Here is a 26,258-nt window from a genome sequence, read left to right as displayed (position 1 = left end):
ATTGACAATTTAACGGCTTAAAATAACCTGTATTTTTTATTTCTTCAATTCAATGTACATATTATAATAAACGATTTTTGAAAAATTTAAAAAAAGTGTGTTTATGTATTTGAAATAAGTATCATATACAGTCTGCTTTAACAGTAAGTTTCGTTTCGTCATTTTTGTGAAATATCATTAGAAATAAGGTATAATGAAATAAAATAGTACAAAGGGGGAAGACGCTATGAGTAACGTGAAACGTCTTGATATAAATTATAAAACAGACGAATTATTCGAAGATTTTAGAAATTTTGGCAACACAGATTTGTATATGGTTGATGAACTTCGTGGCGAAATGATAGACGCGAGTTCAAATTCACCTTTTTATGGTATTCAAATCGGAGATAGGTTAGGCGCAAGAATGGCATTATATCGTAAAGGTGATGTTGAAGAAATCTACTTCCCTGATTTCGACGATTACAACGTATTGTGGAAATTAGAAGTATTAAACGACTTTCAGAATCGTGGTTACGGTAAAGAATTATTGGATTTTGCAAAAAAACAAGGGCTTCCTATTAAAGTAATTGCTCGTAATCAATCTAAAGCATTCTTTATTAAACACGGATTTAAAGATGTAAATGCAGTAAACAAAGATGGACATGATGTTCTAGTTTGGACACCATAAAATAGGAATATGAAAGATAAATATTTATTTTAATCTCAGCTGTTTTGTTTTCATTAACTGTCTGATACTAAATATTTTTATTTTCAGCTCTTATAATCCTCTTTTAGTCAGCCTTGAATGGGCAGGAAATCAAATTTGCTTTCCTGCCCATTTTTCATTTCATATAAATTAATAATTCATTGAGTGATGTAATTGTATAATCTGGTTTTATATCAGTTTCATTCATTTTATTTCTAGGATTGAACCAACACGTGTCAATTTGGGCATTTTTGCCTCCTAAAATATCTGATGTCATAGAATCTCCGATAATTATGGCATTATCTCGTTTATCTTCACCAATTTCTTTAAATACATAATCAAAAAATTCAGGCATCGGTTTTTGATAACCTGTTTGTTCTGAGACAAAAACGCCTTTAAATAGTTGACCAAACTTTGCCTTCTCAATACGTCGCGTTTGTGTTTCTAGTACACCATTTGTCACAATATACAAATCATGATTTTGTTTTAAATGCTTTAAAGTTTCAACTGTGTGCGGAAAGAATTTTATTGGTGCTTTAGCTAATTCATCTCTAAATATATGGTCCGCTTCTTTACCATCCACAATCATTTCATGTAAATCAAAATATACTTCAAATCGCTTGCTTAGTACCTCTTCTTTCGTTAACTTATTAATTTGAAAAGCTTCCCAATGCGCTTGATTCACTTTCATAAAAGTTTTTAAATCCTCATGATTAGCGATCATTTTATATCTTCCTGCCATTTTAAAAAATGCATGTGATTCCGCATCGTGAAAATCTACGATTGTATCATCAAAATCTATGAGTAGACTTTTAGATTTCATTTTTATTTCCCCCTCTTTTATATATGATATTTTGGCATCTTTATTTGTTAATCATATCAAGTTAGCTAAATTCTGTAACTTGGGTATGTAACCTCTTAAATATAATGGTTATTATAATTGGATACACTTATTGCTTTTATTCACACAATAACAGTATACACATTTTAACCACATAAAAAAAAGGCCAAGGTTATCATCCTGACCACTTCAGTCTATTTTAATAATTAGAATCCAAACAATTGCCCTAATAGCCCTACACCGCTTGATATGATATCGATAATACTTGTCCCTAATTTAACTCCGTCTCCTGCAATTCCTGCTTGTACTGTTTCTTTTATTGCATTAAATAAATCTGACATATTGATTATCTCCTTTAAAGTATTATTTTTTGAAATGTACTTAGATTAAAATCCTAATGCTTGAGAAATTAATGCTGCTCCATTAGAAATGATGTCTAAAACACCACTTCCAATTTTTATGCCATCTCCTGCAATACCAGCTTGCACTGTATTTTTAATTGCTTCAAATAAACCTTCCATTATAGACACTCCTTATAAAATAAGATTTTTCTGACTGAAAATTATGTTTAAAGCGATATTTATTAAAAATTTTTTGTACATCGCTTGTTATATATAATATAAGATACTACTTGATTATGTTGTTCGATATTCCTTACTTTATTATAAAATTGCTGTATCTGTTATTAAATTGCTGGTTTAAAACAGTTATGAATCCTTAGTTGTATTCCACACAATTAAATAGCATTTCACAATATCAATTAGTTAATAATTAAATGCTATAAAAGTATTAATTTTATCAAAAGTTTTAAAGATTAAAGCATAAACAAATTTTTTTGTAGTATGCTTATGTAAATAAATTCAACAGACTATCTTAATAGATTGGGGGGACATTATGAAAGCAGTGCTTAAAATTAATAACCATCTGAGCCTTAGAGATGCTCAAGCAAGTGACATTGAAGATTATCTCGCAGTCCCATTTAACGAAGCGCTTTTGAGAATGTATGGCTCTGATATGAATGTAGAAACAGCAAAGCAAAAGTCTGGTGCTAAATTACTAATTTCGAACATTATCGAAAACCCATATGAATGGGTTATTGACTTTGACGATTTATTTATAGGACAAGCTCGTTTAATTTTAGACAAAACAAATAATAAAGCTAAGTTTGCAATAGGTATATTTAACCCAAACTTTTGGAATGAAGGAATTGGTACACAAGTCACATATCAAATTTTGGAATATGCCTTTAATAACTTAGGACTCCATAAAGTTTATTTAAGAGTCCTTGCATATAATCATAGAGCCATAAAATCTTACAAAAATGCTGGTTTTATAATTGAAGGTAGTGATCGTGAAGGTTCATATATAAATGGAAATTATGAAACTGATTTATATATGAGTATCTTACAAGACGAATTTGAAAGTAATTTCATCGATAAAGGTGGACACTAAAAAGGAGACTCCAAAATTGGAATCTCCTTAAAATATATATAAAGTCACCGTTCCTTTTTAATTTAAACTTCTTTAACAAAATTTCGATTTGCGGTTATAAACGTCCCATGCATTGTTTTAAGCCGTGGCGTTCCCTTTGAAGAAGCTACTACTTTTTGAATAGCTACTTTTTCATTTTCCTTAAGCTCTTTCATAGCTTCACCGCTAAAATCCCTATTTTGATATTCCTTACAATCTTTTGTAATAATCACTGTTTTAGGTTTCTCATAAATATATCTATTAGCATTATTGGTATCAATACGATAAATAAATTTTTGATTGGCTGTTAACACAAATCCATCCACTGTGATAAGTCTTGGCGTGTTCTTTTTAGTGTAGTCAATGTTTTTAATTTCTATTATCTCACCTATTTCAACATCCGCATCTGCGCGCTCTTCAAACTCAACATCTCTATATAAATTGACCTTTTTCGCTATACCAATCGTTATTGGATTATAAGAGAAATATTTATTAGGTTCCTCTGTCTTTCCAGCATTTTTATCATTCATAATAAATTCAGATTTGAAATTTTGTCTATTAAGTTTAAGCGTCTGTGTTGCATTAGGTAAATTCATATTAATTGTATACTTCTTATATTTATCGTAAATCAAATTAATATTAAAATCAAAATCGCACTTACTTAAATCCTTAGTTTTTAAGTATAAGCGATTATCAACTTCAGAGAATTCAACTTCGATTGCATTGAGTTCATAATTAATTTCAGTAAGTAACACTTGATTAATTGTAGTTTCTGGATTTTTATAAACCCTTATAACTTCTCTTAATTCATCATCAATAAGATGCGTGCCTTCATAAACAGCAAATAGTTCTTCTTTCATTGGTAAATAATCTTTTACAGTTTCTGGCATTAAAAAGTGAATTTGATTATTTTTCACATATCTATCTGCTTTGCCACCTCTTAATAGCATTCCGATAAAATCAAAAAGTTTTTCATATTCTTTATTTATAAGCATTTGATAAATGTTTTTATATTTATCTCCAATGATATAATCTTCAACATTTTTATCATGCTCATTTAAAATGTCTATCATTTGTTGAAATGAATTATAGAATACTTCTTTATTTTCACTTTTTATAAACCTGCTATTATTAAATAATCTAGAAATGAAATCAACTTCTACAAGTCGACTTAATGATTGAAATTCTGCAGGCTTAGGTATACCCAATTTCAACACTTCTTGTAGTACCAATAAATTAAAATGTGTTTTTTCTATAATATTTGTTTCACCTATAAGTGATTGATTATATGAATATCTATTTACATGGTAAACAGGCGTTGAATTCATAGAAGCTGTTTTACATTTTGAAATTGCATGGATAAAGAACAATTTATCTTCACCAAATTTCATATGCTTGAATTCTATTTTATTAGCAACAATGATATCTCTTTTAATAATTTTCCCTGGTGGTCCTACTGCTCTAAAAATTTTATTAATTTTATATGGTACTAAATCATTTGCAACTTTATATGATGTAAATCTCCCTAATTTGCTAATTGCTTTATCTGTATGCTTAATACTGTGTCCAAACGCAACATCTGCTTTATTTTCTTCAGCTTGGTTTAACAGCGCTGGCAAACCAGTTGAATCTAGCCAATCATCTGCATCAAGAAATGTTATGTATTTCCCATTCGCATTTTTAATACCCACGTTTCTCGGTTCAGCAGGGCTACCCGTGTTTTCTTCTAATTTAATAAGTTTTAAAAAACTATATTTATTTTTATATCCTTCAATTATTTTTAATGAGTTATCGCTAGAACAATCATCTATAAATAGCGCTTCAATTTTATCTTCATCAATATTTAATGACCCAATTGATTCTATGCATTCATTAAGAAATAATTCTTTGTTATACACTGGTACAATGATCGACAGCAATTTTTCCAATTTCTAATTCCCCTTTTAGACGATTTTTTATTCATCATATAATATAAATGATTACTAAAGTATTTTTCAAAATAAACAATCCTTACTTATTTCTATAATTCATTAAACTCTTAAATATGTATAAAAAATTTGTCATGTATTTATTAATATTTTAAAACTACTACCTAAAAATAACATATAATGGTAATACACAACACTTTAATATCTATAAAATGATTTTCTCTTAATTTACATCGCCTCATTTTATTTCAAGGAACTATAAAAAAATTTTTTTCATTATTTTTTTAATTGTATTGCATCATCTATTTATTCAATATACCATACACATACTGTTTTACATTCATTAGTTAAACCTATAATAAATAGCTGATTAATAGGGCGACTCAAAAAAATTTGCTTATAATTTTTATATTGTGTTATTTTATAGAGAGAAAAAGGGCATACACATATGTGCATCGCCGAAGTAAGCCTGTTAGATAGACGGTGGCTTTCATAGAAAATTCATAAAATGACCTTCTATTACTCGTCAAAGTTAGAGGAGGTTATTTTTTATAGTCATTTTTTACTCACTAATACTAAACCAATGACAATGAAAACTTTCATCAGTATTTCATAATCAGTCATGCTACTCCTTTCTTGGAGTAAAACCATACTTCATAGTCATCATCCCATTTATAATGAGATTACCCCACCAACTATCCAACTTGGTTGCCCTTACTTTACTATAATTTTTAGTCTTCTGACTATTACTTTTGCTGACCCTTTTTACGTGTAGTGATTAAAATAGTTCAAACTGATAAATATAGCATTCACATCATTTTTGTGATCGATTTGTGATCAAAAATAATCTACCTATTCATTTAGGTTGGTATTTTATTTAATCATCATATTCAAGAAAAAAGAAAATCATTTTAGCCTTTTCAAATATCTATATCAAAACATGCATTCAGCTATGAAAAATATACAAGTAATTTTAAAATTACCAAGAAACAATACCTTCATTGTTGGTAAAAGTTATATTCTTATTTTCCTTATCATTTTCTACTAACTCAATAACTCTTCTTATACCTTCATCAACTGGTTTTGCACCCATTTTTTTAGCCGTTTCTGGTTCTAAGCCTCCAAATTCCGTGGCAACCATACCAGGGTCAACTAAATCTACAGTGATATCACTTTCTTCTTTTTCTAATTCTTTTGCTAATTGGATAGAATACATATTTAAAGCTGCTTTTGATGATTGATAACCAGCGACACTTGCACCATATACAATTGAATTTTTATCTAAAGCTGAATTAAGAGATCCCATCATACTGGACATGTTAATGATTTTTGCTCTTTTAGAATTTTTTAATAAAGGCAACATTGCTGAAGTTACATTCATAACACCAAAAACATTAACATCAAACTCTTTCTTTACTTTAGCGACATCAAGTTTAGATGGACTAGATGACTCTAAAGCTATACCAGCATTATTAATTAAAATATCTAAAGAACTTATTTCTAGAACTGCATTCTGTACAGAATTAACATCAGTAACATCTAATTGAACTGTAGTCGCAGAAAAGCCTTTAGACACTATTTCTTCCACTAGAGATTGACCATCTTGTATATTTCTTGCGCCCAAGATAACATGATAACCTTGTTTGGCTAATACTTTTGAGATTTCTTTTCCCATTCCTCTAGTAGCTCCAGTTACGAGTATATTCTTTTGGTTAGTCATAATAAAAATCTCCTCATCATATCAAATTGTAAACGTTTATCATTTACCCTGCTTAATATAAATATAAACCTTTTCTTTATTTCAATTTATTGATGATAACCTTTGAAGTTCAGCTATTCATTTAGGTGTTTTTTGCATATTCGTATAATATTTCGATGGTATTTAATTCCCCCTTTTTTTATCCAACTTATTGACATTAAATATGACACGATTTAACGTGGTCTATTATGTTAACACTATTGATATTCGTCTGCGGCATCTTGATTAATAATCATATAAGCAACTCATGAACCCACAAGAACTCAGGTTCTTATATTCATGATTACATTTGTAATTTGAAACATTTGTTCTTATAAAAATGTAATGTATGTCTAGTAAAGTGCTTCAGGAGGAAACAGTTATGGAGTTAGATAAAGTTGTAGAAGAAAGTATGAAAATTCGTAAATAGTATCATAATTTAGAAGAAAAATATCATGGAAGAAAATGGAACATTCAAGAAGATGCATTGGCTATGTTAACAGATATGGGATTAACTAGCAGGCTAGTAATGGATGAAGTTAAAAAAGATGAAACCAATAATTTGGAATATAAAATTGGTGAAGTTGTGTGGTGGTTGGTTGTTGTATCAGATAAAAGTGAAATAGATTTTAGTAAAGCTGTTGAGGATTTTATCAATTAAAAACAAGTTGATTTTAATATTGAGTGACTTTTATATACTGATAAATATAACATTATAAAAAAAGAACCCCGTCACAACGGAGTTCTTTTTTTGAATAATATGTAATTTATTCTCTTAGTGTCCTGGGAGGGATAAATCTAACTTTAGGACAAAGCCTAAAAACGCATAACTAAAGCATTTCAACTTATTTACTTTCGGAATAAATAGAAAGAAACTGAACCATTTTGACACGTATTTGACACTTATCTACCTATTTATTTAGGTGGGTTGTTTGTTAATACAATTTTTCATATAATTAGTATCATGACAAGAAGAAAAATTGGGGGGACATCAATTTGAATAATTTAGGAACTTTATATTTTTTAACAGGAAAAATGGGTGCAGGAAAAACAACAAAATCAAAACAATTAAAAAAAGAAAAAAACGCAGTTTTATTATCCGAAGATGAATGGCTTGAAAGTCTGTACCCAAATAAAATTAAGACATTTGAAGATTATCAAATTTTTTCAAAACAAATAAAACCATTAATAAAAAAACATATACAAAATATATTAAATGTAGGAACAAATGTTGTTATGGATTTTCCAGGAAACACTAAGAATCAAAGACAATGGTTGTTAAATATAGCAAATGAAATCAATGCAAATCATAGACTTATATATCTAAACGTTAATAATCAAAAGTGCCTAGAACAAATAAAACAAAGACAAAAAGAAGAACCTGAAAGAAAAAATTTTGATACAGAAGCTACTTTTAATTATGTAACTAATTTCTTCGAAGAACCTGAAAAATCAGAAGGGATAAAAATATTAGAAATACAAAACAACAATTATTAATAAAGTAAGATTGCTTTATATCAATTTCTTTATTAACGTCGCCCATCTATTAATTTAGATGGGCTTTCTTATGTTCTTAGGTACGTTCTATACATAATGAAATTATCAAAACACTCACACTTAAATTATCAGATTATTTTTGTTATGATAGTAATAATTCTAACGAAGGAAGGTGTAATTCATGAATAGATATGCTATTGCTTACGATTTAAATAATGACGAGAAAAACTATAATGAATTAAGTAAGTTCCTTAATTTATTAACAGAACCTATTCGCGTGCAAAAATCCCTTTGGATAGTAAAAAGCGAACTTGATAAGCTAGAATTCACTCAGAAAATTGAATCTATACTAGATGAGGATGAGTATTATCTTATTTTCAATTTAGATGAATCGCCGAATGGTAATGTAGATAAAAACGTATCACCTAAGATAAGTGAGTTCTTTAAGCCAGGGGGCTAAATTTTCTTTTTCTTCAATTTCCAAGCCATCATATTATTTTGGTGGCTTTCTTTACGCACGCAATCAACCACACACCTTACTTATCACTTCTCGATGCAACACAATGCATTTCTCAGCATAAAAAACCCCACTAATTAAAGTAGGGGTAAAGGGAAGGTTGTAATCTTCCAAAAACTTTTTCCCTTTTATAATTACTTTAAACATTTCATTTCTATTCATTATTTGAATTTTAAAACACCCACCTACTCATTTAGGTGGGTGTAAATAATTCATTAATCTTGCTCATTAGTTAGTATTTTGCCATTTTTTGCATCAACGCTAATTTCATGTTTAGTCTTTCCTTTTTTCAAGTCCATATCATATACAAGTTTACCGTTATCTTCTGATAGCGACCATTCTTTGATATCGCCATCAAATTCTTTTTGACCTTTTTTGATTGCATCTTTATAATCAATGGCGTCTTTATATTTAAATTCTTCTTTTTTATCTATTGAATCTTCTTTTTCAGTCTCTTTATTTAACACTTTTTTATTTTTATCAGATACTATCACTTCAGATTCTTCTCCTGATTTTTGTTGTTCAATTTTATAAGCCCATTCGCCGTTACTCTTTTCATAAGAAATACCTTTTAGGTTTTGTCCGCTATATACATCTTGCGCTTTTTTTACAGCGTCTTTAGGACTTGTTTTGATTTTATCTAATGCAATAACTTGTTTATCTGCATCTTTATTACTTGAGCTCTCAGATTTAGTATCACTATCTGAAGATCCATTTCCACATGCAGTTAATAATACTGCAGACATTGTTAAAGTTGCTAAGCTTTTTATCTTCATCAACATTACCTCCTAGAATCATTACAGTTCTTTTACCACAAAACTACTTAACAAAACAAAATATTATTTCAATTTATCTCCCCAATGTCCTTTAAATTTACCTTACTTAAACCAGTTTCTTCATATAAATAGAGTAATTGCTCATGTACATCTACTTTGTGTATGTAACCTTCAATTATTTGTATAAAACCTTTTACAAAATACCTAACTTCTATCACTGGATCGTTGTACATTTTAAATATCAATGTATCATTTAAAATATTTAATTGGTCATCGCTTAGTTCAGGCTTTTCTATTATATTTTGGTCTTGCACATATTCTTTCAAACGCTCATGCTGTTCAGGCATTGTGGAAAAGGCGTTCCACTTAACAATTCCTCTACCTTCGGGTATACGTGGATTTAAAAATTCGCGTGGTATATTACGATAATCGGATTCATATTCATATTCATATTCATCTGGAGCGTCTGGGTTAACCACCATTTTTTCACCTCATAAATATAATGGAACACTTGTTCGTATTAAGCAATAAAAAAGACGCCACTTGGACAAAATGGCGTCAATATAAAGATATTTAGAAAGCGTTAGTTCATACACTCCGTTATTAATTCAAAAAGGCGCCGAGTCGCCCAATGGATATAAAACTAATAATTTAAAAAAGATTGAAATATGAAAGGCTATTTAACATATTATCAGAATATTCTATATATTACAAGTAATAATAAAAAACAACCACGTAAAATGTGATTGTTTTATTATGACAAATACATAATAACAAAAGTGTCTATAAGCGTAATTTTCATAATACAATAAAAAAGACACCTCGTAAGAGATGTCTTAGCTAAGAAAGTGTCCGATATTTTGGCTGAAAATATCTATATCCACACTAACATATTATTTACACTTAATACTACTCTAATACTTTTCGTTTTTAATCCATCCTTTCTTATCAGTAAATTTAGAAATTAAAAAAACGCCACTCAATTAAGAGTGACGAACATATTTTTACACATCGAGGGAAATCCATGTGCCTACTTTTTATTCCCTTATTTGGTTAAATTAAACAAAAACCATTATTACAAGAAGGACATGAAGTAATTATAAAAATATTTTAGAGTAAAGTATATCTTGTTTTTTTATTTCGTTTAAATTTTTTTGTTTATATAAAAAAAATAAACCCGCCATGTTGGCGGGTTTTAATCATAAATTATTATAGGAGGGCATTTGAAAAAGATTCATTCTAAATACCACTATTAAAGAGCAGTTTAGTAATAACACTATCTAAACAAAATAAATATTAGATAGTGACTAAATGATAACAATTCTCTATTAAAAATGCAATAAAAAAAATAGGGCAAGCACATGACGGTGCCTACCCTACATATACTTAAACGTAGCGACAATATGTCTAACAACAATTGTAATTATACATTACCACTTTATTATAGTTACTAAACAAAAAATTACCCCCTCTTGGAGTGGTTGTAAAATAATAAATTGGAGTTAATGACATTCGCGATATCTATTGGAACAATAATATAAAAACGCCACTCATGAAGAGTAACGTTAAAACCTGTTAGATGCTACCGAAGTGACATCTTTTTATTGAAAATACTAAATTGATTAAAATTCATTAGCAAAGAGATAGTTATTATATCATCAGAATATTCCGCTTATTCCAACAAGATATTATTTATATGGAACGACAATTAATACATCTTTTTTTTGAATTACTTTATAATCCTTGTTTAACGATTTTGAATGGTATTTATTTACGTTCTCAGAAATATTTTTTGTTTTTTGTGCATCATTTTGCATAAATTTTTTGGGTGATTGTTCTTTATTAGATTTATCTATAATTTTTTTGATATTACCCTCAGAGTCAATTATATACTTCGTTCTATTCTCCGAGTCATAAAACGAACCATTTACTTTTTCGCTTGTTATAGTTAATTCACCGTATAAAGTGTTTACTTGAGCTTCTTTGCTAGTCTGCTTTTCAGTGTTAGTACTTTCATTTTTATTGCTTTTTTCGTTTCCAGAAGCACCACAAGCTACTATTATAAAACTTATTGCTAATAATATTGATATACCCAAGAATTTTTTCATCATTATCTATTTCCTTTCTTTTTAAAAAAGACACCTCACAAAGAGATGCCTTTCTAAAATAGTGTATCAAAATATTTGCAACCCCTTGCAAATGTCTTCCTTTAACTTAACATATTGTTGTTACCAACGCTACATGATTTAACTAAATGTGCCCCATGCTTTGCCAACTCTATTACCTTTGCCATCTGATTTACCTATTGGCATGTACACTGTAGCACCACTGTATACGTCCCAACTAATCCAGATGTATCCTTCATAATCTTGTATTTCACTATAATTAACTGTTTGACCGTATTCTAAACCACCAGCAATTGGATTGTGTAAACTAGGTCCAGTATATCTTGTAACAATACCTTCTGAAACTTTACACGTGAATGAAGCAGATTTTTTCTTCCATAAAATTCCCCAACTATTCTTTTTCCATCCATTACCAACTGATGAACCATGTTCATTAGCGGGTTTAGATTGTTCTTTTTCTGTTGGAATAGTAGATTTATCTGGCACATCATCACTTGCAGGTGCACCAGCTTTTAATGATGGATCGTTGTAATATTTTTTAATCTCTTGAATGAAGTAATCTTTCAATTGATTTCTAACACTTTGAGGTGCTATACCTTGTCGTACTGGGTCAAATCCAGTATGAAGTGCCATACTTCTATGTGGACAAGCTGTTGGTACAAATTGATTATGGAGCATTACCGTTTCTCTGTTAACTGGTAATCCATAGTACAACATATCAGCTGCAGCCTTTTTAAACGTTGCTTGTTCGTTTGCCATGAAGTCTTTATTACTAGCGTTCATTGACTCGTTAACTTCATAACCTAAATAGCTATTATTACCGTTAGCATCAGCCACATGCCAAGCTACACTATACGTATCAATCGCACGCCATACTGTATTTCTATCGATATAATAGTGAGCAATACCTGCTTCATATCTTGATACCGATGCGTTACTTAGGCTCTTATAGTCTTGTTTAGCAGATGCATTACCTGCCGTGTTATGGATTACAACACCTTTCACACTACCGCTACGTTTAGACATCTTATAATTAATAGTGTGATTAATCGTTTGGATCTTAGTTGATTTAGAAACCGCACCTTTTTCATCATCTTCATATGGTGGTCTAATTACACCCAAGAAATCACCATACTCATGGTCTTCAACAAATGCTGCTGGACTTCCTTTAGTTAAATTAGCGTTATAAAAGTTTTGATCTATACTATTAAAGTATGTTCCGTTGGCTTCTGTAACTATACCTGTATGTCCGTATTTCCCACCAAACACAAAGATGTCTCCAGGTTGTGGTATTTGATTTTTACCTTTGATAACTTGAAATCCTTTAGGCCATTTATAGTTAATAAAGTCTTTTGCGTGCCCTTGTGGGTGAACATTCCAATACTTTTTAGTAAACTCAATAATAAATGTTGCACATTGCGCACCATAAGGTTGATCATCAGTAAGTCTATTTCCTATATTTTTAACTGCCCATTTAACTCCATCTTGTTTCTTCATATATAAAACATCTCCTTATTTCATAATAAAAAAGCCGTTACTTCCGTAACGATTCCTCATCTTTTGTACTATTTTCATTTATAAAATCATTTTTTAAGTTATCTGTTGTATCGTTTTTCGTTGATTTAATTACATTTAATTTTTCCGATATTTCTTTAGGTATGAGAACTCCCATTTCAGCACAATTTTCTACAATACTTAATCCTTCATTAGCCATGTAAAAGAATATAGTCAATACAACAAGTCCACCGTTTAATCCAAGTACTTGATCAATTATATTTGCTAGAATAACAATGAAGAATATAAATATTTTCCTAGAAAAACCGAATAAAGCTTTTCTGCTCCATAAATTTTTATTTTTAATTGCTTTACCAATCCCAGTACCTATATCTAATGCCATTAATATCATTAAAAAATATAATAATTTTAAATCTCCAGCATAAATAAAGGTATGAAATGCTTCTGTCTCTGTAAACTTCACTGTAACTTCCTCCATTTTCTCCACCTACTTTCTATAAAATAAAACCACAAGCCTAAACTTGTGGTTGTTCTGGGTAATCTTCTCCAGTGATTTCTTTATACTGTTCTTTAGTCAATGCGTCTAGCTCAACATACGTTTGAATGTCCTCGTTTGTGTAACAGTTAATGTCATAAAAATATTTGATAGAATCGAATCCTGGATACATATTAATTTTCCCCTTTCAATTTGGCAATCTCAAGCATTGTTTGTGCTTGTAGTTCTTCAATTTCTTTTAGTCGCTGTTCTTTCTTAGTTAACTCTGTTAATGTTTCTGCTTGTTCCTTTTGAGTTTTAACTAATTGATTAGCTGTCTTGGTTACTTGCATTTGAGCTTGTGCTAACATTATTTCATTCACCTTTGGAATATGAGGTTCCTTTTCAGGTCTATGAGATTCCCATTCTTCTTTTGTAGCGCCTATCCATTCATTACCATCAAAGTAATATGGAGAGTAAATACCTTCAGGCGGAGCCACATCTGTCCATTCGTCTTGAGGATAGTCATATTCACCCTCTTCATTCATGTAAGCTAAATAAGGTGTACCGTTATATAAAAACACTTGTTTAAACATCTTTTTAACCTCCTTAATCTATCCAACTAATCTCACCGTAAATGTATTTACTAGTGCTTGCTTCCCATTCTGTTTCGTTACCTATATACAATCTAACTGAACCGTCATTCTCAACAAGAATACTTGTACCATTGTGAGCTAATGGAGCTCTTATAAAACCAACTTGAGGATTCTTAGCAAAGTTAGCAGGTAATTGGGCAATGTACTGATTATGAACAACCGTGTCTGCATTCACTCTTAAAAATTTCTGTGTCAATGTTCCAATAGTTACAGTTCTATAAGCACATCCAAAACCGTTACGAGAACCGCCGTAACCATAAGCTGGATTAGTTCTACCACCGTTTGTAATAGTGAATGGAATCCAACCTGTATCATTCTGTGCGTTTGTAAGTTCTTCCCAATCACTTTCTACTCCATCAGTGTGAATAGTTTTTGAAAACTTTTTATTTCTACTACTAATATTTAATAAGAATTGTTTTCTACTATTAGTTGATGCTGTTACATCAAGTTGCATGATATAGCTATTAAATCCTGCTGGTAATCCGTTAGATTCTGAAACATCACTTGCAACTAACTCATAAAGACCAGGGTCAAAACTATTAATGTTTTTATCAATCATATTTTCTTTACTAATATATATTCTTGTTCCATCATCATTGGACCATTTGTATTTTTGCCATTCTAAAGCCGTTAGGTCTTCTGTAAGCTTTTCAGGAGTAAGGAAACCGTTATCCTCTACTGTTTGATTAAACTCTGCAACTTTAGTATCTACATGTTCAGTAGCTTCTGTAACTTTAGCTGTAATACTGTTAATAGAAGTGTCTGCTGTATCCTGTACACTTGATTTAGCATTATTTGATAGAGTAGTAATATCTCCTATTGTGCTATTCTTAGTAGTGTCTAAATCAGCTTTAGCTTGAGTGATATAGGTTTGAACATCTGACTTTTTATCATCGACAAGTTTTGTAATTGTTTCTATACCTTGTTGTAATACTGACTTCATTTCAGCAACATAATCTGCACCATTTGCAATAGCTTCTTCAATATCTTTCACTTTTTGTTCAATACGCATTTTCAATTGGTCAAACATACGAATATATTCAATCTTAGTAAATGATGAAATTTTGTTTATTAATGCACCTGCTACTTCGAATGTAAATTCTCTAAACACTGCCACTTCGTTGTATCCAGGATTCCCACTTACATTGTTCACGCCAATATAAACTTGACCTTTAACCTTTGTAGATGTAGAAGCTTGTAGAAACTCTTTATCTAAAGTGATCGTTACGATTCCATTATTAGGGTCTTCTATATCTAACTCAATTACATCTGAGGTACTTCCATTAGCTGATTCAAAGTAAGCATAGGCTGTGAGATTATTATTGTGAATTAATAGTGGCCCTTTAGTATTACTTAATTGAAATCTTAGTATTGCTGTGTTTTCATCTAAATTATAAAAACCAACCCCTAAATCAGAGATTGGTTTTAAATAAGGTTCAGATTTTAAATTGAATAAGGCTTTTTTATCTATACCATTAGCCATTTATTTTCCCCCTATTTTACTAATACGACTGCTACACCGTATCCTTTTTCAATATCGTAAGGTGTTGTAATATCCAACACTCTGTAGTAACCGTTATTATTATCTTTTGTGCCAATACCTTTATTAGGTTTGATATAGTCATTAGCTGATACAGTAGGATCTACTCTAGTGAAGACTTGTCCCATTAAACCTACCACGTTCCACTCCGGTCTATCTGCACGTGAAAGATACTGTTCATCTTTCTCAGTGTAATCAGGGTTAGGAATAGGAACTTCTACCTCTTCTGAGTACCATTCCCCCTCATCATCTTGCCACTCTTTAACTTCTACTCTAGTTTGAGTTACACCAAACTCATCTTTTAAGAATTTATCTTTATGATGGAACATTGCATCCCCTAGAATTATTCCGGCTGTACCTGAGATAACTCCTATTGGTTTATCATTTGAGTTAGCTTTACGGATGAATCTACCATCTAAAGTAACGATAGTTCCATTAAGCATTGCTTGACCTGACTGTGATTCAAAATACTCAGCATAGTCACCAAAATCATGTCCGGCTGTAATCGTACCTTTGGCTTTAACTGTTCCACTTGTTCCTTTAACTTGGAATCTAGTATTCTCATACTTAGCTCCACCAGTGCCATAACCCATAGCAAACATGTAGTTATCTTCAGTTTTAACACCACGAGAGTTAACAATAGTTTGTGAGTAATTTCCTTGAGAAGTTTTAGATTCCAATGAGTTCATTACACCACTACGTGAACCGTATGCTTCTGACTTCATACCAGCACCAAGTAACCAAGAACGGTCACTGTAAGCAAATGATTCACCAGTAGAAGCGAGAACAACAGAACGTTTTGATATAGCTCCGGAACCTGTTGAACCGGCTACTAATCCTCCACGTAAAGCAGTAGGAACGTCTTTGTAAATCTTTTTCATAATAACTGCACCGTTTGTATAACCTTCATGTTGAACACCCATGATAGTTGTAGTTGAGTTATACATTTCAATAGCATTTCCTGTACCGTTACCAATTAAGTTAGCTCCGATTATCTTAGTATCATAAACTCCTGCACCACCAGCAATGCCGATATTATTAGAAGACTTGTGAATATTAATATTACTAAATGTAACTTTCTTAGGTCTGTTATCTCCACCATATATCTTAATATCAGCAGATGCATTCTTAAATCCACGAACATTAATATTGTGTAGTTGAACGTTTTCAGCCCTATATTGAACAGCTATAGCTGGTTGTCCTGAAGTAAATGTTCCATCTCCAATCGCAGTGAAGTTATTAACTGATACGTTTTCATAAGCACAAATAACCATTGCTCTAGGTGTCCAAGTTGGATATACTCCATTTTCCCAAGGATATAATGAAACAATGTTATTAAACATTACATCTTTAGCTGTTTTAGATTTAGGGTCTGTAGCTTTGTGATGGCCGATATGTCTTACAACATATGAACGATTATCTTTATAAGAAACATGACCATCTACTACAACCATTGCTGCTGCATTAGCTTCAGCATGTGCTTTTATTTCGACACCGCATTGGTTATTGTACGTATTGTTATTACCTAAGAATACGTGTTGTGAACCATCGTCTACCTCTATACCATTACTATTCCCGTGATAGTTTTTAGGGTCATGACATACGTTGTTAGTAATGTTAAGATACCTTGATGCGTGAGTTGTAATTCCATCATCACCGTGTCCAACTGACTCACAGTTATCAATATGGATATACTTACTTTCTAATTCTTCATTAACTCGTACACCGTCGCCTTCATAGAAATAAACATCACTTGCGTGTGTTATATCAAAACCATGAAGTAAAGCATCTATAGATTTAATATTATAAGCGTAACCATATTTAACCCCTGCAAATCTCAAGTTAGATGAAAGGGAACCGCCACTAGGAGCTGGATGATTGTACTGAACTCCACCACTCACATATTTCTCATCAAACCTAGCTTTGTTACCATGTATAGTAAAGTCTTTAGTAGCAATATTATGAGCATGCCCGTCCATTTCCTTATTAGATATTGTTACTGTTTTTCTAGGAGAGTCATCAGATAGTTCAATAGTTGTAATATCTATACCTTCACCTGATAGCACTGTATTACTTGGTAACTTAATACCATCTTTAATTTTGTAAGTTCCTGCTGTCATATGAACATGCACATTACCTGAACCTAACGCATCTTTAAATGCTTCATCAGAAAGCTGTGCACCTGTTGGATCTGCACCGTAATCATTAACGTTCACAATACGCTCGATTTTCTTGTTGAGGTAATTATAATTATCATCAATCTTCTTGTTTATATTTTCAAAATCATATTTTAATCGTTGTGACAATAGATTTTGATTGGTACCATCTAAAGCTGTTCTACTATCTTTAACTTCTTCTACTCCATCACCATTATGACCTACAAGTAATGTTTCAATGCGTCCATCTTGATATTGTAATTCATCGTGAACGTTTGAGAGTTTATAATCAATTTGTTTAGCTTTGTGTGCATGTTTCTCTTCAGTCTTGTGATGTTCAAAGTTCTTCTTATTTGCTTTATGTTCATCTAATAAATTTTTAAAGTTCTCAACTGTTTTATATCTATAATCTTGCCCTAATTCAATAGGAAAGTCTGTATATAGTCTCATCTATAAATTGCTCCTTTTCATTATTCTAGCCAAGTAAACTCTTGATACACCCAGTTAGTCAGTTTTTGATCTTCAGGATGAACAAAAGCCATTACGCTCCCATCTTTCAAACACTCAATAGTTAATGGGTGTCTATAGCCTTGACCTCTAGCCATGAATGACTGGTTATTTGTAACAAATCCAGTTGGTAGTTGAGCTATTTGCATACTCTTCTCAGTGATATTAGAGACGTTCAATCTAATAGAACGTACAACAAACATACGCGGTGTTAAGCTATTACCTGCTCTAACCTCTCTAATACCGCATTTAAATCCAGTTCCTACAGCCTTATTTTTCATAGTTGTTGGTACATCTATATCAATCCAACCTGTATCTCCGACCATATCCCCGATCGTTGCATCATGTAATTTCAATGCTTTGTCTTGTTCTGAAACTAACGTTTCTAACTTTGCTACCTTACCGGCTATCCCTGTTAAATCTTCATCTTCCAATGGGTTTTTCCATATGATAGCGTCCTCATGTGTTACTGGGAAATAATCTTCCCCGTCATTATCTTTTAAATATCTATGCGGTACACTAGCCATCTGTTAACGTCACCCCCACAATATCCGAATAGTTTTCTGGCATAGTAAAAGACGACCCACTATTTAGTGAACCGCCTTTGATTAGATTATTTACTTGTTTCATTCTTCTAGCTGTTTGTTGCTGTATCTGAATAAAGTCTGCTTTAGCGTTACTAAATTCTACTTCTACTGGTTGGTTTAAATACGGGTGTGACCTAGTGATTTTAACTACTTTCAAATTCGTATTGAATCCTAGTGGCTCATGAATGAATCTCATTGAATTATTATCTTTAATATCCCAGTTACCCAAGTAATTTGTACTTACTTCTACAGTGGGTTCATCTTGTAATTGTGATTTAATACTTTCTAACAACTCAGCCTTATCTAATGCATTATCATCAAACACTGTAGGAGCTTCTGCAAATCCAAAAGCATCAAAGTTAGGACTCTTGTACTCAGCATATGTGTAATATATATCACTGCCTTTAAGAACTGCTGTTAAATTCAATACAGTAGCCTTCTCAGTGCCTACATACATGTAAGGTTTAGATTTCTTATAATCTACTCCCGATTTGGCAGATTTGAAACGAACTTTAAAAGTATGAGTACCTTTCTTTAAACCTTTAGCTATGATTATCTTTTCACTTGTAGCTGTCTTACTATAGCATTCGTATGTTCCTACTAAATCGTCATCTAGGAATACTTCTACTATCCCACCTTTAGACATTTTCTTAAGTGTCCATTCAAGTGTTTCATTACCCCATTTACAGTTAATCTCTTTGCTGTAGCTAGCTCCAATTGATTCAGTTCTCCAAGTCCCATCTTTAATAAATGTTCCTGAATAACTAAAATCTTTTGGTTTAATAGGGTTGTAATTCTTAGTAGACTTTTTATCTTTCTTCTTACCATATCCTTGTATATAAGTTTTTAGATCAGTAGTAGTAATAGTTGCTTGTACTTCACTATTATTTAATTTGTATATAATTGGCTCCTGTGACAGTTCGTAGAAATTTGCTTCGTCATAAATAGTGATTCTCTTATTATCAGCATAATAAATATAGTTAAACAGTTCTGCACCTTCTGTGAGATATTCGAGACCATTCTTATTACCCATCTCATCAATGGCTACACGTTGAGTAAACTTACCTTTTATCTGATATGAGAAATCTAATTTATTACCTTTGAAACCGAAATCTAAATATTGCTCAAGTGTCAAAGTTGGTTTATTTTCTTCATTTGAACCCGTCTTATCTTCATTATTCAATTCTTCATCTTCACTATCCTTTTGAATATAATGATTCTGAAATTCCATAAAAATGTGTTTTGCTACTACATCCACACTAACAACCACACCGTCATAATTTATATCAGTAGACTTAATCACATAGTTTTGACCTTCATAAATAACTATCATTTCGTTTACTATCGAATTAAACACATCTGCATTCTTATTTGTTTTATAAGCAGTGAAAGATATTGACCTTTCATCATTCTTAGAATATTCATATTTGAAAGAACCATAGTTAAAATCTGTAATGATTTCTGCTAATGTTCCTTTTCTATTTGTTAAAATTAATTGATACAATACTTTCACCTACCTATATACAAAATTAAATATAAATTCTACCGTTGTACTTCCTAAATTCTTACCTGTTATTTCTATATCGTTAAAACCTTTATCTAGGTTAATCCAACCCCAATTAGTATCTACGCCCACTCGTTTATTGTTTATCAATGGATATACTCCGTCTAATATAAGTTGGCTATTTTTCTTGATAGCTTTCTTATACTCGAATTCAGTTTCAGTTGTATGATTAATTAATTTGAATCCATGAGGTGCCTCTGTATTAACCTTAATTTTCATTTCATAACCTAATATAGGATTAATAGCATCATCTGAACCGTTATAGATTCTGAAACTTGAAGCTGTGTGTTTGTATTTGATATTGCTATTCGCCATGTGACCATTCTCAAATTGCCACTTGTCAGCTTTATCCAAACTAAACTCACCAGTGTTTAATAGTGATTCTGAATAACCTTTATAAACCACAAAAGATATTTCAAATTCTCCATACCTTGTACCAACATCTGTGATTGCATTTTCATCACAATAAACAGCGTATTTTTTCCCTGGCATATCAGAGTGAACTACAAAATAAGGGTCCCTCCTAAACAAGAGAGACCTCAATTTTTGTTTTAATAGATTATAATCCTTAGTATCTTGACCAGTATAGAATAAACGGATAATTAAGTTATAAGCACCGAAACTTGCAGGACCCAAAAGTCCTACACCATCTCTACCACTCATTTCTTGTGAATTAACCACTACTTCCACACCATCTTCATCAAAATCCAACATTTTTAACTTGGGTATGTCGGTTAACACTTTTTCAAAAGAGTCATTATAAATTTTTACTGTTTTCTCCAAAGTCGCTACCTCCATTTATTACATACCAAAATTCATTGCTCTCATTCTTGATTTCTTACCTAGTCCTTGTGAAACATCGTCGGTGTTGAATCCTTTAGGTTGTTCTTCAATGTGTTTATTACTTCTTGCAATTTCCATTAAAGCATCTAGTTGTTTCTGTTGGTTCGCAATCATTCGTAGTAATAAGTTTGTATTGTCGCCACCTGTGTTATTACCACTAGTAGATGGTGTTGGTACTTGATTAGGTCTTTTATTCTTCTTATCCTTAATTTTACTTTGCGCATAAGTGATAAGTTTCATTGCGTCACTTGCACGTGCTGGATCAAGTGGAACTACAACTTCACTGTGTCCATCTTCTGCAAGGTTGTACATACCATTAGAGTTAATGATCCCACCTGTGGCATAACCATGGCCTTTACCGATAGCGTTCAACATACCTTTAGCACCATAACGACCTTTAGCGTATTTAATGCCCGCCAATAAATTATCAAGACCATTCATGATATTACCATGACCTTTATGTTTATTAGCGTTGAACGTGCCGGGTTTAACTTGTACCAAACCTTGCGCACGCCCATCAGCTAAACCGTCAGTACCACCCATAGCTTTTGCGTTGCCACCAGACTCTGTTTGTATCTGTTTCAACCATGCGTTAACATACGATGCTGAGGTTGGAAGACCATTCATTTGTAAAGCTTTTTTAACTTGTGGTTTCCATTTACCAGCACCTTTACCTCCGCCGTCGTTTTTCTTCAACCAATCAAGTGGGTCAATAGGTGTACCGTTTTTCTGTACTTCAAAGTGTAAATGTGGTCCCGATGAACGACCCGAGTTACCAGACACACCAAGTTCATCACCTGGTTTAACTTGTTTACTTCCGCTGAAAGCATGTTTACTCATATGACCGTAAATGACTTTATGAGCACCGCTGACAATATCAACCATGTTACCAAACCCACCGTTCCAACCACTTCGAGCTGTTGCTTTACCAGATAGAACAGAATACAATTTATCGTAAATATAGTTAATATCTACACCCATATGCGGACCAGCAAACGGGTAACCCGGCGCTCGACCGTCTGGGCTGTACGGGAAGTTAATGCCTTTAGATAGGTCAATGTAACTACCGTCACCATCGCCCTCTAATTCAGTGAACCATCCAGACACTAAATCCTTAAGTCCTTTTTTTAAACCATCATAAGCCCATGATATTGTACCGCCCATCGCTTCCCCGCCTACACCAGAGAAGTCAATACCGAAATGATTCATCACCTTACCAATGAGTTTACCGGGATTTGTAGCATAATCCATTACGTCGCCAATAGCTTTACCAAAAGTATCTTTCGCTTTCTTAGCTTGGTCTTTTGTCCAATCCCATGCACCTTTTGAACCGTCGGCTATTGCTGTAGCTGGATTCCAACTACAGCCACCACCTTTATTATTTGCTGGTACATCACCGTACACTTCGTCATGTTTTTTATGTTTTTTACCGTTTTTCAACAAGTCCATACCTGTTATACCAGTACCAGTTGAAAGATGTGGACGTAAAGCTTTAGATTGCATACCATTGTGAACTGCGTCACCACGTTTAAGCCTTACAACTTTGTTGCGTCCTTTAACCTGTTGTAAGTCACCATTTCTACGTTGTATAATTTCCTTGTGACCACCAGGACCACGTGCGTTACCTAAACCTTTATCATTAACCACTGCTCTAGTTGATTTTGTCAGTTGTCCTTGTGAGTTAGTTTGTACTCCCAGACTTGCTGCGGTACCAGTTGATAATGGTTTGATTTTATTCTTGATAAGTTTTTTCTTCATAATCTTATTTGATAGTGAGTTGATTCCATCTATCATAGCGTTCAGTCCAGAAATAGCACCGTTCGCCACACCTTTACCAAGATCTGTAGCAACTTTCTTGAATCCATCTTTAGCATTTTTAATAAACCCTTTTAACTTATCTAGCCATTCAACGCCTTTGTTATACATGGCTTTGAAACCATTAACGACTCCACCTTTGGCTCCAGTGGCTAAATCGACAACTGATTTTTTTAGACCCTTCCACTTATCTATTACTACGTTTTTCAATTTCTGCGTAATATCTGTAGCTGATTTTTTCAAACCATCGAAACGATCTTTTACACCGTTCCATAAAGATTTAGCTACATTGACTACTGTATCTTTCAGTATTCTCCACAATTTCACAACTGCATTTTTCAATGCTCTTGTAATGTTTTGTAAATTTTTACTCATTCCTGAGAAGTTACCACGTAAAAGATTTGATAAAGCTTTTGCAATATTTACTAATACAGTTCTCATTGTTGAGAAAATTACAGTTGTGGCTTTTTTAAGTCCTGAGAAAATAGCCTTAACTGCACCGGACATCCCTCTGAATTTTGAAGTCACCCATTTGTTAACAAATCCAACTGGGTTAGTTATTGCCAATTTTATGTTTGACCACACGGCTTTAGTAAATTTCCAAATACCAGTAAAAATCGAACGTGTAAAACTACCAATCCAACCAAATACTTTTTTCACTACGTCCCATATCGAACCTAGTACGGATGTGAAAGTACCTTTTACTGAACCAAGTGAACCTGTTACAACTTTCTTGATTAAGTTTAATCCTAGTTTGAATACACCAAAGATTTTACCAACGAACCAAAGTTGTACTAAATTCCAAATGAATTGTAATGCGCCAAAGAATATGTTTTTTACACCTGACCACATTAATTTGAAGTTACCTGTAAACAGTCCTGAGAATACCTGTATTATACCCATGATAACTTTTAGTCCACCATTTACTACACCCTTGATAGCCTCCCAAGTTGAGACGAAAATATATTTGATAATCGCCCAGCCAACTTTAAATATAGCTTGTATGCCCGGCATAATAAATTTAATAAAGGATAAGATTCCTCCAAATACAGATTTGAATAATGAACCTATTCCTGAAAGTATTGGTCGTATTATAGACCAAACAATCATGAATCCGGATTTAATGTTATTCAATGCCTGCATGAATTGTGGACCATTCTCAGCCCAAAATTGACCGAAAGTTTTAGCTAGTTGTCTACCGAATTTTGCGATTGCATTACCAATAGGTGTAAGCACCGTCATGATACCCGACCACAATATTTTAAATCCAGCTACAACACCATTGATTGCACCGTTCACAATATTTCTGAACGTTTCAGATTTCTTATAAGCTATGACAAAGGCTGCACCAAGTGCGACAATAGCTGCGACAATCCAACCAACTGGACCAGTAGCAACTAACAGCGCTGCACCCAACTTAGGAAACAGTGTCGTAATACCAGCGATGATTCCACCAGCTGATTTACTTGCGACCGCTACTTTTCCGATGATTCCAAGGAATTTGCCAAATGGACCAAACACACCTGCAATCATAAATCCTAACTTACTGAATATTTTTAGTAACGGTCCTACTACAACGAGTGTTAGAGCTGACCATTTAATTATTCCACCCAATACTTTCTGTGTAGAACCATTTAAACTATTCCACCAATCAACAACACCACTAATACCATTAGCAATAACTGTAAAAGCATTTGCTAATTTAACACCAGTTTGTGTTGCCCATTTCTGAGCACCGTCTGATTGTAATAACTTTTCAAACTCATGTAACGAACCTTTAGCCTGTTCAAACACACCACTTAATAGACTTTCACCAATCATACCTACATAAGCTTTAGTATTCTGAACCATACCTTGCCAAGATTTAGAGTAAGCACCAGCCATACCTCCAGCGAAATCATCCATTACTGTGGTAAAGTCTTTCGCGCTCACTTCTCCGGCTGTGACCATTTCTCTAAACGCATCATAAGATACACCTAAGTGTTTAGCCAATGCGTTACTGAAACCGGGCATGCCTTCTTCAACCATGTTTAACTCTTGGGTCATTAACTTACCTTGACCTTGCACACGGTTAAATATCATTGCCATTTCTGATACAGGTCTGTTACTACCAACTGCTGCATCACCAACAAGTTTGATATATTTCTCTAACTCTTTACCTTCACTTACACCTGCTGCCAAAGCACCTGCTGCAACGTCGGTACCTTCTGCCATTGTGGTCATACCACCTTTAATAGCATTGGTTACCTGTCCAGTGATTGAACCTACTTCTTTAGTTGAATAACCCAATCCTTCAAGTTTCGCTTTAGCTGTATCCAAACCTACAAGTCTATCGAAACCAAGTTTTGCAGTTATACCACCCATAGCAGCACCAGCTATTAATGCGGGTTTGGTAATTTTACTTGTAAGAGTCGAGCCGATTTCAGCCATTTGGGTCGATACGCCTCTTATCTTCGTACTCATACCTTCAAAGCCTTTACCCATCTTAGCCCAACCTGTATTGTCTACTTTTTGAGCTGTTTTAAATTCATTCATCTCATTTGTAGTGTTAACAATTTGACGACCTAAGAAGTGCATTTCTCTTTCTTGGTCAGATATACTTTTCTGTAAACCTAAAGCCTGACTACTCGAATAACCTTGAGCTTTTCCAACTTCATGATATTGCCTTGTTAGTTCTTTTAAATTTTGTCTTGATGCTTTATGGGCTAAAGTTAAATCTTTAACGTTCTTTTCATATGAAGCAACGCTTTTCTCACCATATTGTAACTTCTTTGATGAAGTAGATACTTCACTTTTCAAGGCTCTAAACGATTTGTTTATCTCACCAACTGTACGCTTGATACCCATATCTTTCATGGATAATTCTATTCGCATACTTCTTATATCTTCTGCCATTTCCTCACCTACCTTTCAAATGTATTTTCGTTAGATAGAGAATGCAGTAATCATCGATTCACATTTGTAATTAATAGGTACATTCAGAAACGCAAGTAACATACTTGATTCGTAATTCAACTCACTA

At 32.6% G+C, this 26,258-nt stretch carries 23 protein-coding genes; 5 read left to right on the top strand and 18 right to left on the bottom strand.

The window, feature by feature from the left end; genetic code table 11:
• The first annotated feature begins 226 nt into the window (after positions 1-226).
• On the top strand, positions 227-667 hold the full coding sequence (locus tag ACA31_RS03260) for an N-acetyltransferase (RefSeq protein WP_057511945.1): 441 nt from the start codon (positions 227-229) through the stop codon (positions 665-667).
• A gap of 154 nt (positions 668-821) precedes the next feature.
• Here ACA31_RS03260 and ACA31_RS03255 read toward each other — a convergent pair whose 3' ends face one another.
• From ACA31_RS03255 to ACA31_RS03245, 3 genes are all read right to left on the bottom strand, one after another.
• Positions 822-1,508 carry a YjjG family noncanonical pyrimidine nucleotidase gene (locus ACA31_RS03255; RefSeq protein ID WP_057511944.1) on the bottom strand — a complete coding sequence of 229 codons (687 nt, stop codon included), beginning with the start codon at positions 1,506-1,508 and terminating at the stop codon, positions 822-824.
• Positions 1,509-1,732: 224 nt separating this feature from the next.
• Positions 1,733-1,867, bottom strand: coding sequence for a beta-class phenol-soluble modulin (locus ACA31_RS03250; RefSeq protein ID WP_057511943.1), 135 nt, complete (start codon positions 1,865-1,867; stop codon positions 1,733-1,735).
• A gap of 45 nt (positions 1,868-1,912) precedes the next feature.
• Positions 1,913-2,047 carry a beta-class phenol-soluble modulin gene (locus ACA31_RS03245; protein ID WP_002507947.1) on the bottom strand — a complete coding sequence of 45 codons (135 nt, stop codon included), beginning with the start codon at positions 2,045-2,047 and terminating at the stop codon, positions 1,913-1,915.
• Positions 2,048-2,420: 373 nt separating this feature from the next.
• Here ACA31_RS03245 and ACA31_RS03240 point away from each other — a divergent pair, with 373 nt between their 5' ends.
• On the top strand, positions 2,421-2,978 hold the full coding sequence (locus ACA31_RS03240) for a GNAT family N-acetyltransferase (RefSeq protein WP_057511942.1): 558 nt from the start codon (positions 2,421-2,423) through the stop codon (positions 2,976-2,978).
• Between the two features lie 62 nt (positions 2,979-3,040).
• On the opposite strand, the gene ACA31_RS03235 is transcribed toward ACA31_RS03240, so the two are convergent.
• Positions 3,041-4,924, bottom strand: coding sequence for a glycosyltransferase family 2 protein (locus ACA31_RS03235; protein WP_057511941.1), 1,884 nt, complete (start codon positions 4,922-4,924; stop codon positions 3,041-3,043).
• A 979-nt stretch (positions 4,925-5,903) separates the two neighbouring features.
• Entirely contained in the window at positions 5,904-6,644 is a 741-nt protein-coding gene (locus tag ACA31_RS03230) for an SDR family NAD(P)-dependent oxidoreductase (RefSeq protein ID WP_057511940.1), read from the bottom strand.
• A gap of 505 nt (positions 6,645-7,149) precedes the next feature.
• On the opposite strand from ACA31_RS03230, the gene ACA31_RS13420 reads away from it, so the two are divergent.
• From ACA31_RS13420 to ACA31_RS03220, 3 genes are all read left to right on the top strand, one after another.
• Positions 7,150-7,323 (top strand): hypothetical protein, encoded by a 174-nt coding sequence (locus ACA31_RS13420; RefSeq protein WP_216634269.1) that lies wholly within the window; start codon positions 7,150-7,152, stop codon positions 7,321-7,323.
• Positions 7,324-7,658: 335 nt separating this feature from the next.
• Entirely contained in the window at positions 7,659-8,159 is a 501-nt protein-coding gene (locus ACA31_RS03225) for an AAA family ATPase (protein ID WP_082587046.1), read from the top strand.
• A gap of 181 nt (positions 8,160-8,340) precedes the next feature.
• A complete protein-coding gene (locus tag ACA31_RS03220; protein ID WP_057511939.1) occupies positions 8,341-8,619 on the top strand; it encodes a hypothetical protein in 279 nt (92 codons plus the stop codon).
• Positions 8,620-8,891: 272 nt separating this feature from the next.
• Here the strand turns inward: ACA31_RS03220 and ACA31_RS03215 are convergent, their stop codons facing one another.
• From ACA31_RS03215 to ACA31_RS03160, 13 genes are all read right to left on the bottom strand, one after another.
• Positions 8,892-9,452 (bottom strand): PepSY domain-containing protein, encoded by a 561-nt coding sequence (locus tag ACA31_RS03215; RefSeq protein ID WP_057511938.1) that lies wholly within the window; start codon positions 9,450-9,452, stop codon positions 8,892-8,894.
• Positions 9,453-9,520: 68 nt separating this feature from the next.
• Entirely contained in the window at positions 9,521-9,934 is a 414-nt protein-coding gene (locus tag ACA31_RS03210; protein ID WP_057511937.1) for a YolD-like family protein, read from the bottom strand.
• Positions 9,935-11,140: 1,206 nt separating this feature from the next.
• Positions 11,141-11,563, bottom strand: coding sequence for a hypothetical protein (locus ACA31_RS03205; protein ID WP_057511936.1), 423 nt, complete (start codon positions 11,561-11,563; stop codon positions 11,141-11,143).
• Between the two features lie 135 nt (positions 11,564-11,698).
• Positions 11,699-13,075 carry an SH3 domain-containing protein gene (locus ACA31_RS03200; RefSeq protein WP_057511935.1) on the bottom strand — a complete coding sequence of 459 codons (1,377 nt, stop codon included), beginning with the start codon at positions 13,073-13,075 and terminating at the stop codon, positions 11,699-11,701.
• Positions 13,076-13,112: 37 nt separating this feature from the next.
• Positions 13,113-13,571 (bottom strand): phage holin family protein, encoded by a 459-nt coding sequence (locus ACA31_RS03195; RefSeq protein WP_057511934.1) that lies wholly within the window; start codon positions 13,569-13,571, stop codon positions 13,113-13,115.
• A gap of 37 nt (positions 13,572-13,608) precedes the next feature.
• A complete protein-coding gene (locus tag ACA31_RS13070) occupies positions 13,609-13,761 on the bottom strand; it encodes an XkdX family protein (RefSeq protein WP_082587045.1) in 153 nt (50 codons plus the stop codon).
• Position 13,762: 1 nt separating this feature from the next.
• Positions 13,763-14,164, bottom strand: coding sequence for a hypothetical protein (locus ACA31_RS03190; RefSeq protein ID WP_057511933.1), 402 nt, complete (start codon positions 14,162-14,164; stop codon positions 13,763-13,765).
• 13 nt (positions 14,165-14,177) lie between these two features.
• Positions 14,178-15,707 (bottom strand): BppU family phage baseplate upper protein, encoded by a 1,530-nt coding sequence (locus ACA31_RS03185; RefSeq protein WP_057511932.1) that lies wholly within the window; start codon positions 15,705-15,707, stop codon positions 14,178-14,180.
• A gap of 11 nt (positions 15,708-15,718) precedes the next feature.
• Positions 15,719-18,370: a peptidase G2 autoproteolytic cleavage domain-containing protein gene (locus ACA31_RS03180; RefSeq protein ID WP_057511931.1), complete on the bottom strand. Its 2,652-nt coding sequence runs from the start codon at positions 18,368-18,370 to the stop codon at positions 15,719-15,721.
• 20 nt (positions 18,371-18,390) lie between these two features.
• Positions 18,391-18,954, bottom strand: coding sequence for a hypothetical protein (locus tag ACA31_RS03175; protein ID WP_057511930.1), 564 nt, complete (start codon positions 18,952-18,954; stop codon positions 18,391-18,393).
• Positions 18,947-20,518, bottom strand: coding sequence for a prophage endopeptidase tail family protein (locus tag ACA31_RS03170; RefSeq protein ID WP_156393418.1), 1,572 nt, complete (start codon positions 20,516-20,518; stop codon positions 18,947-18,949). The genes ACA31_RS03175 and ACA31_RS03170 overlap by 8 nt, the downstream gene beginning before the upstream one ends.
• Before the next feature lie 9 nt (positions 20,519-20,527).
• The gene (locus ACA31_RS03165) at positions 20,528-21,361 is read right to left on the bottom strand and encodes a phage tail domain-containing protein (protein ID WP_253721356.1); all 834 of its coding nucleotides are present in this window, start codon (positions 21,359-21,361) and stop codon (positions 20,528-20,530) included.
• A gap of 18 nt (positions 21,362-21,379) precedes the next feature.
• Positions 21,380-26,131 (bottom strand): peptidoglycan DD-metalloendopeptidase family protein, encoded by a 4,752-nt coding sequence (locus tag ACA31_RS03160; RefSeq protein WP_057511927.1) that lies wholly within the window; start codon positions 26,129-26,131, stop codon positions 21,380-21,382.
• Between the last annotated feature and the right edge of the window lie 127 nt (positions 26,132-26,258).

The organism is Staphylococcus sp. NAM3COL9 (genome assembly GCF_001431205.1).
Taxonomy (GTDB): domain Bacteria; phylum Bacillota; class Bacilli; order Staphylococcales; family Staphylococcaceae; genus Staphylococcus.
Note: the sequence above shows the minus strand (reverse complement) of the source record. Positions and strands in the feature narration are given on the sequence as shown.

Bases quoted from the DNA above. Each gene is read 5' to 3' on its own strand.
- ACA31_RS03260 (WP_057511945.1), top strand. From the start codon at position 227: ATGAGTAACGTGAAACGTCTTGATATAAATTATAAAACAGACGAATTA.
- ACA31_RS03255 (WP_057511944.1), bottom strand. From the start codon at position 1,508: ATGAAATCTAAAAGTCTACTCATAGATTTTGATGATACAATCGTAGAT.
- ACA31_RS03250 (WP_057511943.1), bottom strand. From the start codon at position 1,867: ATGTCAGATTTATTTAATGCAATAAAAGAAACAGTACAAGCAGGAATT.
- ACA31_RS03245 (WP_002507947.1), bottom strand. From the start codon at position 2,047: ATGGAAGGTTTATTTGAAGCAATTAAAAATACAGTGCAAGCTGGTATT.
- ACA31_RS03240 (WP_057511942.1), top strand. From the start codon at position 2,421: ATGAAAGCAGTGCTTAAAATTAATAACCATCTGAGCCTTAGAGATGCT.
- ACA31_RS03230 (WP_057511940.1), bottom strand. From the start codon at position 6,644: ATGACTAACCAAAAGAATATACTCGTAACTGGAGCTACTAGAGGAATG.
- ACA31_RS03220 (WP_057511939.1), top strand. From the start codon at position 8,341: ATGAATAGATATGCTATTGCTTACGATTTAAATAATGACGAGAAAAAC.
- ACA31_RS03215 (WP_057511938.1), bottom strand. From the start codon at position 9,452: ATGAAGATAAAAAGCTTAGCAACTTTAACAATGTCTGCAGTATTATTA.
- ACA31_RS03210 (WP_057511937.1), bottom strand. From the start codon at position 9,934: ATGGTGGTTAACCCAGACGCTCCAGATGAATATGAATATGAATATGAA.
- ACA31_RS03205 (WP_057511936.1), bottom strand. From the start codon at position 11,563: ATGATGAAAAAATTCTTGGGTATATCAATATTATTAGCAATAAGTTTT.
- ACA31_RS03200 (WP_057511935.1), bottom strand. From the start codon at position 13,075: ATGAAGAAACAAGATGGAGTTAAATGGGCAGTTAAAAATATAGGAAAT.
- ACA31_RS03195 (WP_057511934.1), bottom strand. From the start codon at position 13,571: ATGGAGGAAGTTACAGTGAAGTTTACAGAGACAGAAGCATTTCATACC.
- ACA31_RS13070 (WP_082587045.1), bottom strand. From the start codon at position 13,761: ATGTATCCAGGATTCGATTCTATCAAATATTTTTATGACATTAACTGT.
- ACA31_RS03190 (WP_057511933.1), bottom strand. From the start codon at position 14,164: ATGTTTAAACAAGTGTTTTTATATAACGGTACACCTTATTTAGCTTAC.
- ACA31_RS03185 (WP_057511932.1), bottom strand. From the start codon at position 15,707: ATGGCTAATGGTATAGATAAAAAAGCCTTATTCAATTTAAAATCTGAA.
- ACA31_RS03180 (WP_057511931.1), bottom strand. From the start codon at position 18,370: ATGAGACTATATACAGACTTTCCTATTGAATTAGGGCAAGATTATAGA.
- ACA31_RS03175 (WP_057511930.1), bottom strand. From the start codon at position 18,954: ATGGCTAGTGTACCGCATAGATATTTAAAAGATAATGACGGGGAAGAT.
- ACA31_RS03160 (WP_057511927.1), bottom strand. From the start codon at position 26,131: ATGGCAGAAGATATAAGAAGTATGCGAATAGAATTATCCATGAAAGAT.